Source organism: Streptomyces sp. NPDC058231 (assembly GCF_042882275.1).
Taxonomy (GTDB): domain Bacteria; phylum Actinomycetota; class Actinomycetes; order Streptomycetales; family Streptomycetaceae; genus Streptomyces.
On sequence record NZ_JBHVWN010000035.1, the window covers coordinates 1 to 14,631 of the forward strand.

General features: G+C 68.6%; 10 protein-coding genes and 1 pseudogene. 6 read left to right on the forward strand and 5 right to left on the reverse strand.

Annotation, left to right across the window (positions count from 1 at the left end; translation table 11 throughout):
* Positions 1-91: 91 nt before the first annotated feature.
* Both ACFVXE_RS22585 and ACFVXE_RS22590 read right to left on the reverse strand, forming a co-directional pair.
* Positions 92-1,012 carry an IS3 family transposase gene (locus tag ACFVXE_RS22585; protein WP_267007760.1) on the reverse strand — a complete coding sequence of 307 codons (921 nt, stop codon included), beginning with the start codon at positions 1,010-1,012 and terminating at the stop codon, positions 92-94.
* Positions 1,009-1,371 carry a transposase gene (locus ACFVXE_RS22590; RefSeq protein ID WP_389673497.1) on the reverse strand — a complete coding sequence of 121 codons (363 nt, stop codon included), beginning with the start codon at positions 1,369-1,371 and terminating at the stop codon, positions 1,009-1,011. Before ACFVXE_RS22590 ends, ACFVXE_RS22585 begins: the two co-directional genes overlap by 4 nt.
* Positions 1,372-1,628: 257 nt before the next feature.
* Between ACFVXE_RS22590 and ACFVXE_RS22595 the strand changes: the two are divergent.
* From ACFVXE_RS22595 to tpg, 4 genes and pseudogenes are all read left to right on the forward strand, one after another.
* Positions 1,629-1,919, forward strand: a pseudogene (locus ACFVXE_RS22595) (ArsR/SmtB family transcription factor); the annotation flags it as partial.
* Positions 1,920-2,309, forward strand: coding sequence for a VOC family protein (locus ACFVXE_RS22600; protein WP_389673583.1), 390 nt, complete (start codon positions 1,920-1,922; stop codon positions 2,307-2,309). It begins immediately after the preceding pseudogene.
* A gap of 172 nt (positions 2,310-2,481) precedes the next feature.
* Complete coding sequence (gene tap, locus ACFVXE_RS22605) at positions 2,482-4,611, forward strand: telomere-associated protein Tap (RefSeq protein WP_389673499.1); 2,130 nt, start codon at positions 2,482-2,484, stop codon at positions 4,609-4,611.
* A 3-nt stretch (positions 4,612-4,614) separates the two neighbouring features.
* The gene (gene tpg / locus ACFVXE_RS22610) at positions 4,615-5,169 is read left to right on the forward strand and encodes a telomere-protecting terminal protein Tpg (RefSeq protein ID WP_389673501.1); all 555 of its coding nucleotides are present in this window, start codon (positions 4,615-4,617) and stop codon (positions 5,167-5,169) included.
* Between the two features lie 120 nt (positions 5,170-5,289).
* On the opposite strand, the gene argG is transcribed toward tpg, so the two are convergent.
* The gene (gene argG, locus ACFVXE_RS22615) at positions 5,290-6,738 is read right to left on the reverse strand and encodes an argininosuccinate synthase (protein WP_389673502.1); all 1,449 of its coding nucleotides are present in this window, start codon (positions 6,736-6,738) and stop codon (positions 5,290-5,292) included.
* A 1,313-nt stretch (positions 6,739-8,051) separates the two neighbouring features.
* Here argG and ACFVXE_RS22620 point away from each other — a divergent pair.
* Both ACFVXE_RS22620 and ACFVXE_RS22625 read left to right on the forward strand, forming a co-directional pair.
* Positions 8,052-11,621: a S8 family serine peptidase gene (locus tag ACFVXE_RS22620; protein WP_389673503.1), complete on the forward strand. Its 3,570-nt coding sequence runs from the start codon at positions 8,052-8,054 to the stop codon at positions 11,619-11,621.
* A gap of 531 nt (positions 11,622-12,152) precedes the next feature.
* Positions 12,153-13,142 carry a nitrilase-related carbon-nitrogen hydrolase gene (locus ACFVXE_RS22625; RefSeq protein ID WP_389673504.1) on the forward strand — a complete coding sequence of 330 codons (990 nt, stop codon included), beginning with the start codon at positions 12,153-12,155 and terminating at the stop codon, positions 13,140-13,142.
* Positions 13,143-13,349: 207 nt separating this feature from the next.
* On the opposite strand, the gene ACFVXE_RS22630 is transcribed toward ACFVXE_RS22625, so the two are convergent.
* Complete coding sequence (locus tag ACFVXE_RS22630) at positions 13,350-13,823, reverse strand: VOC family protein (protein ID WP_389673505.1); 474 nt, start codon at positions 13,821-13,823, stop codon at positions 13,350-13,352.
* Between the two features lie 264 nt (positions 13,824-14,087).
* Positions 14,088-14,339, reverse strand: coding sequence for a hypothetical protein (locus ACFVXE_RS22635; RefSeq protein WP_389673507.1), 252 nt, complete (start codon positions 14,337-14,339; stop codon positions 14,088-14,090).
* Positions 14,340-14,631 lie beyond the last annotated feature (292 nt).

Consider the following 14,631-nt stretch of genomic DNA (forward strand, 5'->3'; position numbering starts at 1 on the left):
GACCAACGTCAGGTGAACTGGCAGTTCACCACCCACGACGCACGCATCAAACTGCGCCACCTCTATCCCAAAAATTAGCCGCGACGGTCTACTAGCTGGTCAGGGCGGGTTGACGTGGTTTCAGGTTCACTGGTTCGGTCGCTGCCTGGTCGGCGTAGTGCTTCTCCTCGTACTCGATCGGGCTGAGGTAGCCGAGTCGTTTCTGGATGCGGCGGGGGTTGTAGAAGCCGTCGATGTACTCGAAGAGCGTGAGGTTCGCTTCGGCTCTGGTGGCGAAGACGCGGCCGCGGATGCACTCGGTCTTGATGACCATCCACAGGTTCTCCGCGAGGGCGTTGTCGAACGAGTCGCCGACCGTGCCCATGGATGCCTGGATCCCGGCTCTGACCAGGCGTGTTGTGAGCTTCACGGAGGTGTATTGGGTGCCGTGGTCCGCGTGGTGAATGAGCTCACCGGGCGTGACTTCGCGGCTGGCCAGGGCATACTCCAGCGAGGTCAGGACGAGGTCGGCGTCCGCACGTGCGGAGGTTTCCCAGGCCACGACCCGGCGGGAGAACGCGTCGCGGATCGCGGAGAGCCACAGGGGGCCCTCCAGAGTCGCGATCATGGTCAGGTCGGTGACCCACAGCCGGTTCGGCACGGCCGCGGTGAAGTCGCGTTGCACCAGGTCAGGAGCGAGATCGGCGTCAGGGTCGCGTCGGGTGAAGCCCTTGCCCCGGCGGGGACTGATCCCGGCCAGGCCGGCCTGGCGCATGAGCCGTTCGACGCGTTTGCGGCCGACGTGGACGCCTTCACGCCGCAGGACGGCGTGCACGCGGGGTGAGCCGTAGATCCCGCCGGAGTCGGCGTGGACCTGCCGGATCTTCCCTGTGAGTTCGGCGTCCTGGCGGCGTCGCTCGCATGGCTCCTTCTCGGCCTGGCGCCATCGGTAATAGGTGGAGGAGGGGATGGAGAGTTCTCGGAGTACGGGCTCGACCCCCAGGTGCGGGTGCGCATCGACGAGCGCGGTCACCTGGGCCGGGTCGGGTCGAGCTGGGCCGCGAAAAAAGCCGAGGCCGTCCGCAGGACCTCGTTCGCCCGCTTGAGCTGGGCATTCTCTTTCCGCAGGGCGGCCAGCTCCTCACGCTCGACGGTGGTGAGGATGTCGTCTCGCTCGCCGGTATCGGCCTCTGCCTGGCGGATCCAGTTGCGCAGAGCCTCGTGGTGCACGCCGAGTTCCTCCGCCATGCGGCGGATCACAGGCTTCGGCTCAGCGGTCCGGTACATCCGAACCGCACGCTCACGCAACTCAAGCGGGTACTTCCTCGGGGCAGGCATCGTCTGGGCTCCTCTCGTGAGACCCATCTGACCCTCTGTCACCCATCCCCGCATCTCGGGGGAACCTCAGTGGGCGTCCCTTCCTCAAAGTTGCACCGGAGAAGTCGGATTGACCGCCCCGTCACAGGTGCAACACGTCTGGTGTGACGGCCCTGTGTGCGGCGCCGGCTTCGACAGGCGGCGGCCGCCTGCCAGATGAGGGGTGGCGGCCCACGGCGGAAAGATGCCGTGGCACACGCCCATCTGTTCGCCCAGGCAGCGCGGGGGCACTCGATTCGATAGGCAAGTCGATACTTGCCCATGGTGGGGGTGTGGCAGAGGATGTCTTCAAGGCGCTGTCCGACCCCACTCGTCGGCGCATTCTTGATGAGCCGGCGGAACGGGACGGTCAGACCCTGTTCGAGTTTTGCGCACGCCTGCTGACCGAGCACGGTCTGGAACTGTCCCGCCAGGCGATCAGCCAGCACCTGGCCGTACCGGAATCCGCGGGTCTGGTCCGTTCACGGCGCCAGGGCCGGTACAAGTTCCACGATCTGGATAACGAACCGCTGGAGCACATCGTGACGCGGTGGCTCAAACCCGACACACCCGGAGGGGACCCCATGAGGATCCATCTGTCCAGCGTCTTCGTCGACGATCAGGACAAGGCCTTGCGCTTCTATACCGACGTACTGGGCTTCGTGAAGAAAACCGAGGTCCCGCTGGGCAAGGACCGGTGGCTGACCGTTGTTTCACCGGACGATCCCGACGGGACCGAACTACTGCTGGAGCCCGATGGCCATCCAGCGGTGAAGCCGTACAAGACGGCACTGGTCAAGGATGGCATCCCGGCCACCGCATTCGCCGTGGACGACGTCCAGGCGGAGTTCGACCGGCTGCGTGGCCTCGGGGTGCTCTTCACCCAAGAGCCGGTGGAGATGGGGCCGGTCACCACAGCGGTCCTGGACGACACCTGCGGCAACCTGATCCAGATCGTGCAGCACGACAAGTAGACCTCCGTCCCTGAGGCCGGCAGCGGCACCTCGCCCACGGAACAGGTCCCGATGCGTGCGCTGCCCCCGCACTCGCGAGGGCGCGACGGAGAGCGATCCACATGCGATCCACGGACACATTGCGAGTGATCGGAGAGCGATTCATGTAGCGTGGCGCCCGGAGGTGATCCTTGTGTCCCACGAGGAACAGACACTGTTCGGTGCCGTCGACGCGCTGCTGGAGCAGGTCGCGCAGGACCCCCTGCCGGACCCCGCGGAACGCAAGCGCCTGCGCGAGGCGGCCGGGCTGAGCCAGGATCAGATCGCGAAGGCGTTGCAGACCCGACGCGAAGCAGTAGGGAACTGGGAGTCAGGGCGCACGGAGCCGCGGGCGCCGAAACGCGCCGCCTACGCCCGGCTCCTGGAAGGCCTGGCCGCCAGGTACCCAGCCGCCAAAAATACCGGGATCCCGGCCCCGGACACCTCCAAGTCCACCCCGGCCCCAGCTCCGTTCGGCGCCGCCACCCCAGCCCCTGCCGCGCAACCCACCATCGTGCCCGCGGCCCCCGCGCCCGTACCGAAGACGGAGCCTGAGCCGGTCCCCGCCGCCAGGGCAGCGTCGTCACGACGCCCGGCGAAGAAGGCCGCCGTGCAGCCCACCCCCGATCCGCGCTTCCCCCACGGCCCCCTCGCCGTGCTGGACGGCGACGGCACCGCTTACGGCGTGGACGGCATCGTGCTGGACTGCCCGGCGACGACCATCGCGGAACTGGTCGACTGGACCCTGCAGGAGTCCGGGATCGGCGCGCCCCGCCTGCACCGCAACGGCAAGGATTCCGACGCACTGATCGTGCTGACGGCGACCGCCGCCGTACGCCTCGGACTCCCGGAGCGATTGGAGGGTTTCGAGGCCCGCCGTTCGCTGCGTCTGCCCGAGGACCACCCGGTCGTCGAACAGATCTCCCGTGCGAAGTGGAAACTCACCCGGCGCGGCTTCGGGCCGTGGGCACGCATCTACCGCCCGGCGAAGGCCGGGCGGCGTCAGTGCGTGCAGTTGGCGACCCTGCCCTGGGATGCCCTGGACACCCGCGCCTGGGGGGACGCCGCCGCCCTTCCGCCGGCCGAGCTCGCCCGCGCCCTGGGCGTGTACGCGACGCGCGTCATCACCCCGCGCGGCTCGTCCGCGGTCTCCGGACTGGAGCTGATGACCGCGATGCGTCCGCCGACCCGTGCGGTGAAGGACGATGCAACCGGTGCTTGGGTCCAGGGCCACAACCCCGGTTCTCTGGGCACGCAACCGATGGATCCGGCGCCGCCGGAGGCTCCGGCCGAGCACCCGGTCGCGCAGGGCTGGACAGGCGGCTTCCTCGATGAGGAGGCGTACCAGTGGGTGCGCGACCCACAGCTGCTGTCGGACCAGGAGTGCCTGCTGCCGTGGGCGGTCGGGCTGGACATCAACACCGCGTTCCTCGCGGCCGCGGCCCGTCTGATGGTCGGTCTGAGCGAGCCCGTCCACGTCCAGCAGCCGGTGTTCGACAAGAAGCTACCCGGCAGCTGGCTGGTGGACCTCTCCGGCATCGAACTGGACCCGCGGCTGCCCAGCCCGTTCACGCCGTCCGGCGTCCGGCCGATCGGCCCGGCCTGGTACGCCACGCCCACCGTCGCCTACGCCGTGGAACTCGGCCACGACGTCACCCCGGCCCAGGCGTTCCTGCGCCGCGAGACCGGTGCGTTCCTTGACCCGTGGCACGACCGGCTCAGGGATGCCTATGTCGACACCATGGCCGACCTCGGTGTCTCGAAGGACCTGGACGCGAACACGTTCCTCGCCTCGATGGAGACGCACAGGCACAACGACCCGGCCCTCACGGCAGTGCTCTCTGCGATCAAGTCGACCGTCAAGGGCGGCATCGGCAAGCTGCGCGAGCGGCCCCAGGGCCGCCACTACACGGACGGCGACCGCTGGCCCGCCCTGGAGCGCCCGACCTGGCGCCCCGACATCCGGGCGGCTGTCATCTCCAAGGCCCGCGTCAACATGCACCGCAAGATGGTCAACATGGCGAAGGCAACGGGTCAGTACCCTCTCGCCGTGCTGTCCGACTGCGTCGCCTACGCCTCAGCGGGCCCCAGTCCGCTGGACTTCCTGCCGCACACCGAGGACGGCAAGCCGCTGCCCGGGACGTTCCGGCTCGGCCCCGCACCCGGTCTGGTCAAACTGGAGGGTGTCCAGGAGATGGCCTGGGCCGTCGACCTGATGGAGAAGGGCATGAACCCGGCCCGCCACATCAAGGGCGGCGACGCCGTCATGGACGAAGGAGAGTAGCCCGTGGGCGACATCGACGACGCTCTGGAGCGCGCCGACCGCGAGGGCTTCACCCGCGAGCCACCCAGGACTCTCCAGGCCCGCATCAACTTCCTGATAGGGAAGCTGAAGACGACGAGGGCCGTCGCCCAGGAGCTCGGTGTCACGCAACGCTCGGTGGAGCGCTATCGCACAGGCGAGCGGAAACACCCGCCCGGGGACATCGTCGCCAGGATCGACGCGGCTGTCCGCTCCCGCTGGCAGCCCCAGGTCCGCAAGCGCCGCCGCAAGCAGGCCGCGTCCACGACCGGCATCACGGTGGAGACACGGGCCCGATTCGGCTACTCCGCGCCGATCGGCACCACTGACGACGGGCGGATGCGGCGGCTGACCGTGCACCTGCCCCCGGCGTACGCCGACCGCCTCTTCGACGCCCAGCAACAAGGCGCCGGCGACCACCGGATGCGGGAAATCGTCGCCGAGGGGCTTCAGGAGATCTATTTCAAAGACGGTGGCCGCCGCGCCGAACACCTCGAAGTCGCGTTCACGGACATCGACTACTTCGACGTTTCCTTCTGACCAACGGCTGTCCGGGCTTCGGACGGTCGCACGTCGGTACCGTGTCGAACCGCCCGAGCCCCGACCTCCGCGACCGTGCTCGGCTGCTGCCGCCCCGCCCGGAGCTGCCCGACGCGCCGGTCAGTCGGTGCCGGACTCCATCGCGGCGCGGTCCAGCAGCTCGTCGTCGCCGGATACCTCGCCGCGGGAGGCGATGGCCTCCGCGCCGCCCTCCGGCATGGTGCCGATCAGGCCGGTCGCCGCGGCCTGGGCGGCGCCGATCAGCACGGGGTGGGTCGCGCCGACGATGCCGAGGCCGGCGTACTGCTCGAGCTTCGCGCGCGAGTCGGCGATGTCGAGGTTGCGCATGGTGAGCTGGCCGATCCGGTCCACCGGTCCGAACGCGGAGTCCTCGGTACGCTCCATCGACAGCTTGTCCGGGTGGTAGCTGAACGCCGGACCGGAGGTGTCCAGGATCGAGTAGTCCTCACCGCGCCGCAGTCGCAGGGTCACCTCGCCGGTGACCGCCGAGCCGACCCACCGCTGCAGCGACTCGCGGACCATCAGCGCCTGCGGGTCCAGCCAGCGGCCCTCGTACATCAGCCGCCCGAGGCGCCGACCCTCGTTGTGGTAGTGGGCGAGGGTGTCCTCGTTGTGGATCGCGTTGACCAGGCGCTCGTACGCGGCGTGCAGCAGCGCCATGCCGGGCGCCTCGTAGATGCCGCGGCTCTTCGCCTCGATGATCCGGTTCTCGATCTGGTCCGACATACCCAGACCGTGGCGGCCGCCGATCGCGTTCGCCTCCATCACCAGATCGACCGGAGAGGCGAACTCCTTGCCGTTGATCGTCACCGGGCGGCCCTGGTCGAAGCCGATCGTCACGTCCTCGGCGGCGATCTCGATCGAGGGGTCCCAGAACCGGACGCCCATGATCGGTTCCACGGTCTCCACCCCGGTGTCGAGGTGTTCCAGCGTCTTGGCCTCGTGTGTGGCGCCCCAGATGTTGGCGTCGGTCGAGTACGCCTTCTCCGTGCTGTCGCGGTACGGCAGCCCATGGGCGACCAACCATTCCGACATCTCCTTGCGGCCCCCCAGCTCGGAGACGAAGTCGGCGTCGAGCCACGGCTTGTAGATCCGCAGGTGCGGGTTGGCCAGCAGGCCGTAGCGGTAGAACCGCTCGATGTCGTTGCCCTTGAACGTCGAGCCGTCGCCCCAGATCTGCACGTCGTCCTCGAGCATCGCGCGGACCAGCAGGGTGCCGGTGACAGCGCGGCCGAGGGGCGTGGTGTTGAAGTAGGCGCGGCCGCCCGAGCGGATGTGGAACGCTCCGCAGGTGAGCGCGGCCAGGCCCTCCTCGACGAGCGCTGCTCGGCAGTCGACCAGACGCGCGATCTCGGCACCGTAGGCCTGCGCGCGACCGGGCACCGAGGCGATGTCGGGCTCGTCGTACTGGCCGATGTCGGCGGTGTAGGTGCACGGGACGGCGCCCTTGTCGCGCATCCAGGCGACCGCGACGGAGGTATCGAGTCCGCCCGAGAAGGCGATGCCGACGCGCTCGCCGGTGGGCAGGGAGGTGAGAACCTTTGACATAGGAAGAGTATGTGGTAAATCGCATTGTTATGCAACACTGCGGCAATCCCGGGATGTCGGCGCGGCCCGGTGCCGCCCGACCGAGTCCGCGCGCCGCCGGCCAGGTCCTTGAATAAGAGACCTCGATCGACGCGGGGACGGCGCGAGGATTCGCGCTCCCTGAGCAGTCGACCGACGGTCCTGCCTGATCCTCGCACCCTCCACTCGGCCCGGCTCGCCCGGCCACGGCGGGCGGCCCGGGTCGGCCGTGGCAGAGACCCACCCCGACAGACCGACCCGCCCTGGTCCACCCCGTCTTCCGACACCTCCACTACCCCCGTTGTCTCCGTACACGAGCACTGCGGACCCGATGCATGCAGGAGAGCCGCTTGCCCGCTTCGGGCCCCCGCCCGGTTCACCGCGCGAGTCCGGACTCGGCGCAGCCGGGCAAACTCGCCCGCACACATGACGGCCCGCCCTTCGCCGGACCACCCAGACATCGGCGACCGTCGCCGAGACCACCGGCGCGGAGCCAACTCGTCGCAGCGCCCCCGCTCCGCCCCCATCAGGCATGACGCAAAGGCGACTTGTCGCAGGGTGGACAGCCGAAAGGGCTGACGGCAGCAACCGGGGAGTTCAGGGTGGGGTCCAACACCAGCTGCAGGACATCGCGCGCCGCCTCGCTTCAGCGCGGAACGTTCCTGCCGCGCTCCGGGCTGTGCGCCCCCGGAGCGTCGAACACGAAAGGGGCTCGATGACCAGCTCCCGGCCGCGGCCGAAGGCCGGACAGGACGGCCGGGAAATGGGACGCCGACCGACGGGGAGGGCAAGCCCGCGTGCGGGCGGGCCGCGGTCCGGCCCCGCAGGGCCGCTCGACGCGGTCGAGCTGCCCGGTAAGCAGGGCTCGTACGGGATCGGTCCCGAACGACGCGGACAGGCCGCCCGGCGTCGGCCGCCTGCCGGCGCCGCTCGCCCATGAGGACGGCAAGCAGGTCTGCGTCTCCGAACCCGTCGGTCCGAACGGTAGAAGAGCGGACGGGATCGACTCGCCTCCGCTGCCCTTGAACAACCCCCGGCCACAGGTCCCATGTGTGACCCGGCCACGCACCTGACGTCGTGTCACACGTGGCAACCGTTGCCATGCCAATCCAAGGATCCACATGCCATCCATACCTGCCCGCAAACAGGGGCTCACAGCCGTCGGTGTCGCGCTGGCAATGTTCGCCGCGCAGCCACTGGTGTCCGCCTCGGCCACACCGGGGAGCGGTCTCCCGGACCGGCCCCCGACCACTACCGCGACAACACACCAACACACTTCACGCACCGTCACACTGTTGACCGGTGACAAGGTGACGCTCAGCACCGCTCCCGGAGGCAAGGTCACCCGTTCCGTACAGGGTCCGGGCGGCCGGCCGACAGGCTTCGCCATCCACACCGTCGGCAAAGACACCTACGTGTATCCCGACGTGGCGGTGCCCTACATCGCGGCCGGACGGCTGGACCGGGAACTGTTCAATGTCACCCGGCTCCTGGCGGACGGTTACGAGGACGCACGGAGCAGCAGTCTGCCCCTGATCGTCACGTACACCGATGCTGCCGTCCGCGCACGCTCGCAGGCAGTGCCCGCCGGCGCCACCAGGACTCTTGCCCTGGACAGCATTCAGGGCGCGGCACTGTCGCAGCAGCGGACGAAGGCGGGTGCCTTCTGGTCCGCACTCACCGGTGGGACCGAGTCGGCCGCCAGCCGTGGCACCGTGGCCGAACCCCGGCTGAGCAGCGGCATCGCGAAGGTCTGGCTGGACGGGAAGGTGCAGGCCGATCTGGCCGACACGACCGCGCAGATCGGCGCGCCGCAGGTGTGGTCCGGTGGTGACACCGGCCAGGGCGTGGACGTGGCCGTGCTCGATACGGGGGTCGACACCCGCCATCCCGACCTGGTCGGTCAGGTGAGTGCGAGCACGAGCTTCGTGCCGGATCAGGACGTCGAGGACCGCAACGGTCACGGCACTCACGTCGCCTCGACCATCGCCGGGACCGGCGCGGCCTCCGACGGCAAGGAGAAGGGCGTCGCGCCCGGCGCGCGCCTGCACATAGGCAAGGTCCTCGACAACGAGGGCAGTGGCCAGGAGTCCTGGGTACTGGCCGGTATGGAATGGGCCGCCCGCGACCAGCACGCCAAGGTCATCAGCATGAGCCTCGGCGCCGGCCCGACCGACGGCAGCGACCCGCTGAGCCAGGCTGTCGACAAGCTCAGTGCCGAGACCGGTGCGCTGTTCACCATCGCGGCCGGCAACAGCGGCAAGTACACCGTCTCGACTCCGAGCGTTGCCGACGCCGCGCTGTCCGTCGGTGCGGTGGACGCCTCCGACCAGCTCGCCGACTTCTCCGGCACCGGCCCGCGCCAGGGCGACGCCGGTCTGAAGCCGGAGCTGACAGCTCCGGGTGTCGACGTGCTCGCGGCCCGCTCGCAGTACGCCGCCGAGGGTGACGGCTACTACCAGACGATGAGCGGGACCTCCATGGCCACCCCGCACGTCGCCGGCTCCGTCGCACTGCTCGCCCAGGCCCACCCGGACTGGACCGGGCAGCAGCTCAAGGACGGTCTGGTCAGCACCACCAAGATGACACCCCAGTACACCCCGTACGAGGGCGGCAGCGGCCGCCTGGACGCCGCAGCAGCTGTCAAGGGCACCGTCTTCGCCAGTGGCAGCGTGTTCGGTGGCTACCGCGACTCCACCATGCCGGCCGGCGGCAAGACCGAGAAGAAGGTGACGTACACCAACACGGCGGACCATGCGGTCACCCTCCGTGTGGCGGTCCAGGCACCTGGTGCAGCCTCCGGAGCGTTCACAATGTCCGCGCCGCAGGTCACCGTCCCGGCCAACGGCAGCAGTACGGTCACGCTGATCACCGATTTCGACCTGGTGAAGAGCGACACCGTCACATCGGGGCAGATCGTGGCCACGGACCCGTCCGGCGCCCTGGTGGCCCACACGATCACCGGCGCCTACAAAATGGGCCCGCGCTACACCATCACGGTCAACGGCAAGAACCGCGGCGGCCGTCCGATGGGCGGCGCGGTGTGGGTGCTGGGCGACAGATTCGCGCTGCCGCTGGTACTTGACGATTCGGGCACGGGCACGGTCACTCTGCCCGGCGGCACGTACTCCGTCGAGCTGATGGGCGACGTCGAGGGCACTCACGGGCCGCACTCCCTGGGCAAGGCGATCCTGACCGATCCTCAGGTCGTCCTCGACAAGGACGTCACGGTGGATCTGGACGCCTCCAAGGCGAAGGAGGTCGTCGTCCGGACTCCCCAGCAGACCACTCCTGTCCTGACCCGCGTCGACTCGTACCGGTTCTTCAACGACACACACGCCTACCGCAGCGAGTACGTCGCCGACCCGTCGTACGACAGCACCTGGGTGCTGCCCACGCGCAAGGTCACGACGGGCACCTTCGAGTTCGGCGTCGCGTCACGACTTCAGGAGCCGACCCTGACGGTCGCAGCCGGGGGGCGTGCCTTCGACGACCTGCGTGTTCAGCGCGGTCACACCCCTCTCAAGGAGGGCAAGCACGAGTTCGACACCGTCTACGCCGGGGAGGGCGGCACATCTGTCTACGCCGGGCTCAAGGTGAAGGGCAAGGCCGTCGTGGTCCGGCGCAACGACTCCGTCGACCTGGTGCAGCAGGCCGACGCGGCAGCCGAGGCCGGCGCGAGCATGCTGCTGGTCGTCAATGACGGCGACGGGCGTCTGACCCCCTGGAACGACAACCCGTATACCGTCACCGAGAACCCGGCTCCCCTGACCGTGGCCACGCTGACCGCCGACGAGGGCAACGAACTGATCGCCGGGATCAAGCAGGGCAGCAGGAGACTGCGCGTGGCCTCCCACCCGACCACGGACTACCTCTACGACATCTCCCACCACCAGACCGGCGTCCCCACGGACCCCAGCTACCGGCCGCAGCCCCGTGATCTCACCCGGGTGAACGTCTCCTTCCGCAACAACCGTCCCGCCCGGGCTCTGGAGACCCGTGTCGCCGTCTGGCGCGGGGACTACATCCCGGTACCGCTGCCCACCCCGGCCCAGGGCGAACGCACCGACTGGGTGTCCACCGATGCGGACTGGTACGAAGAGGCCCAGGTCAACCGGGAGCTCCAGGTTTCCAGCGACTCCTTCAAGCGGTACCCGGCCGACGCCACGTCGCACCTGGAGTACTTCGGGCCGATCCAACGCCCCCGGCTGAACGGCAACTACCGGCCGCTGCGCGCGGGCAACACGGTGTTGGCGCTGATCCCCGGCTGGAGCGACTCGGGAGCCGGACACGTCGGCACGACGTTCGGCAACCCCGATGTCCAGGACAGGGTGAAGATCTACCAGGGCAACACCCTGATCAGAGCGTCCACCACCAACACCATCGGCAGCGTTCGGTTCCCCCTCGTCCTGGCTCCCGAGAGGCTGCGCTACCGCCTGGTGTCCGACAACTCCCGGGGCGCCTGGACGAACGACTACTCGACCGCCACACACACCGAGTGGGGCTTCGTCTCCGAGCAGACCGCTGCCGACACGGTCGCCACCCTGCCGCTGATCCAGCTCGACTACACGGTCAAGGACATGGACGCCTCCGGCAAGGCACACCGCCGGACCGGCATCACCGTCACCCCCTCGCACCTTCCGGGTGCTCCGAGCTCCAGCGCCATCAAGACGGTGAAGGTGGACGTCTCCTACGACGACGGCGCCACCTGGCACCGTACAGCGCTGCGTCACACCACCCAGGGCTGGCGCACCCGACTGGATGCCCCGGCAAAGGCTCGGTTCGTCACGTTGCGCACCAGCGCGGGCGACAGCCAGGGCAACACCGTCGCGCAGAGCATCACGCGGGCCTTCGGCCTGAAGTAGGCACCGACCGGGTCAGCCCTCGCTGACCGGCACGGGGGCGGGGCAGCATTCAGCGGCCCCGCCCTTCGGTCCGCCCACTACCGCGCCTCCCGGACAACCGGCCCGGTCGGGCACCCATCGCCGGACCAGGCCGGACGGAACCGACTGCTCCGCACTCCGGGGCGCGGCCGAGAAGTGACCCCAAGCACACCGCAAACCCGTCTACGCCCATGGAGAACAGGCCGCGGACCATGAGGTACCTGGTTCGAGCAGCGGATCCTTGCCATCACACAGAAAGGAGCATATGCTCCTTTCTGTCGGTGGGGCCCCTCGGGACCGCCGTCGGTCAACGAGCGGAAGCCACAGCGGTTTCCGTGACACAGGCAGCCAACCGGTACCGGGTCGGCAGGCGCAGCGAGTCGCACGTCCAAGCCCGCGCCTCGCCCCGAGTGCCACGCGCAGCCTTCATCGCCCTCCCCTCGGGACCGCCTGCGGGCAGGCGAAACACCACAACCCTTGCGTGGATCGCGCATTTTGGAAGGGAATCACATCGTGACTGTCATAAAAGCAGCCGCAGTCCAGATCAGCCCCGTGCTCTACAGCCGGGCAGGCACGGTCGAGAAGGTCGTGACGAAGATACTCGAACTAGGGGAACAGGGCGTCGAGTTCGCGGTCTTCCCCGAGACCGTCGTTCCCTATTACCCCTACTTCTCCTTCGTGCAGCCGCCCTACACCATGGCCGAAGAACACCTGCGCCTGCTCGAGGAGTCGGTGACCGTTCCGTCCGCCGAGACCCACGCGATCGGCGAAGCCGCCCGGCAATCCCATATGGTCGTCTCGATCGGCGTCAACGAGCGTGACGGCGGCACCATTTACAACACGCAGCTGCTGTTCGACGCGGACGGCACGCTGATACAGCGACGCCGCAAGATCACGCCGACCTATCACGAGCGGATGGTCTGGGGCCAGGGCGACGCATCGGGCCTGCGTGCGGTCGACAGCACCGTCGGCCGCATCGGCCAGCTCGCCTGCTGGGAGCACTACCTGCCGCTGGCCCGCTACGCCCTGATCGCCGACGGCGAGCAGATCCACGCCGCGATGTACCCGGGCGCCTTCGGCGGCCCGCTGTTCGCCGAGCAGATCGAGGTCAACATCCGCCAGCATGCACTGGAATCGGCCTGCTTCGTGGTCAACGCCACCGCCTGGCTCGATGCCGATCAGCAGGCGCAGATCGCCAAGGACACCGGTGGCCCCGTCGGTGCGATTTCCGGCGGCTTCTTCACCGCGATCGTCGATCCGCAAGGTCGCATCATCGGCGAGCCGCTCACGTCCGGCGAAGGCGAAGTCATCGCCGACCTGGACTTCGCGGAGATCGACCTGCGTAAGCGCCTGATGGATGCGCGCGGCCACTACAGCCGCCCGGAGCTGCTCAATCTGCAGATCGACCGCACGCCGACGGCCAACCTCCATGAGCGCAGCACCCGCGCTCCGGCCCCGGCTGCTCAGGCAGACGAAGACGGCCACTCCGTCGAGGCCCGGTGATGTGATTCCGGCCCGGTCGGCGGTGCAGCTACCCGTGCGAGGCGCCTCCTGGTCACCGGCGCCTCCGTAGCGGGCCAGCAGGCGAGTCGGAGAACACGGGGGCATGAGCGGACGGTCTCCGCCCGCCCGGATCGCCCGAAGGCCAGGCAGGCCTGCGCCGCGCGATCCGGTGGCAGCCCGCCCGCGCCTCCTTGATGACCGGAACGGTCAGCGGCCGGGCAACCGCTGCGTGATCTCCTGGAGCACCCAGCCGTTGCCGTCAGGGTCACTGAAAGTGGCATAGGAGGCGTAGCTGGCGCGCTCAGGATGGGGACCGGCGATCCGCTCCTGTCCCCCGCCGTCGTGGGCAACGTCTCCGGCATCGTGGCCGTGGAAGAAGAGCCCTCCGGCGTCGTGGAACACCTCGCTCACCTCGATGCTGCGGTCGACGAGCTCCGTGCGGGCCTCTTCGATGTCGGTGACGATGAGGTACAGGCCCTGCGCCGACCCCGGCGCTGCGGTGGTCATGCCTTTGCCGAAGATGATCGAGCATTCGGAGCCGGGCGGCGTGAGGTGCACAACGCGGTACTCCTCATTGATGTCCTTCGCGAGGTCCAGGCGGAATCCCGCCTTCTCATAGAAATCCCTCGCGCGATCCACGTCCGAGACGGGCAGCACGACGAGTTCGAGTTTCATGTTCATTCTGCGTCCACCTTTGTCGGTTCGGAGTCCGCACCCTGATGTGGACCCTGCTCACTGAGTGGAGAGCCTGGCGTCGTCCGCCGCCTGGCAGGCAGGTGTGATGCCCCTTGACCACTCAGGGCGAAACGGACTTGACGCCCTAAATTCTCACAGTTTTCTCCATAGTGCCGGACCTCGCGACGGAGCCTGTCGTCCGATACGGCGCGACCGACGGGGAGACCTCCGGGCGCAGGAGCCACGGACCTGATGTCCGGGAAGGTCACTTCAACGCGGCGGGCCGTCGCCTACAGGGTCGTTTTCAGCCTCGCGATCGAGGTTTTGCAGGTACTCTGTGTGGCTCTTTTCCACAATTACCGGCAAGCAGATGTCAACCATCTGCTCGTCGGTTGTCTGCTGGGATACTGGATTGTCCGGTTGGCGGTCAGGGTCTCTTTCCTGGGGCACGTCCTGCGTCGTTTCGCGCTGCTTGGCTCCGTCCTGGCAGCCGACCCCCAAAGCGTCGGCGCGGTGTTTCACGGTGGATCCCGGGAGTGAGCTCCTCATACGCCGCACAGGTCCAGGCGGGCTCGACATCGGCTCTTGGCTTCACTCTCATCGGACCGGACGGGGTCTGGTCACGATGGCCACGGCGGCTCTTGTCCGCCAGGACCTCCAGTTTGCGGATAAGAGGGCGTGAGGTGTCAGCCGGCCTTGGGGGCGTGTCTCTCAGGCCGGGTCGTCGGTTGATCGCCTGTGTCTGTCCGACTGGTACTCCACGGGGTTCATGACCTGTCAGAGGGTCAGGTGGTGAGCGCAAGCGGTGGGTCAC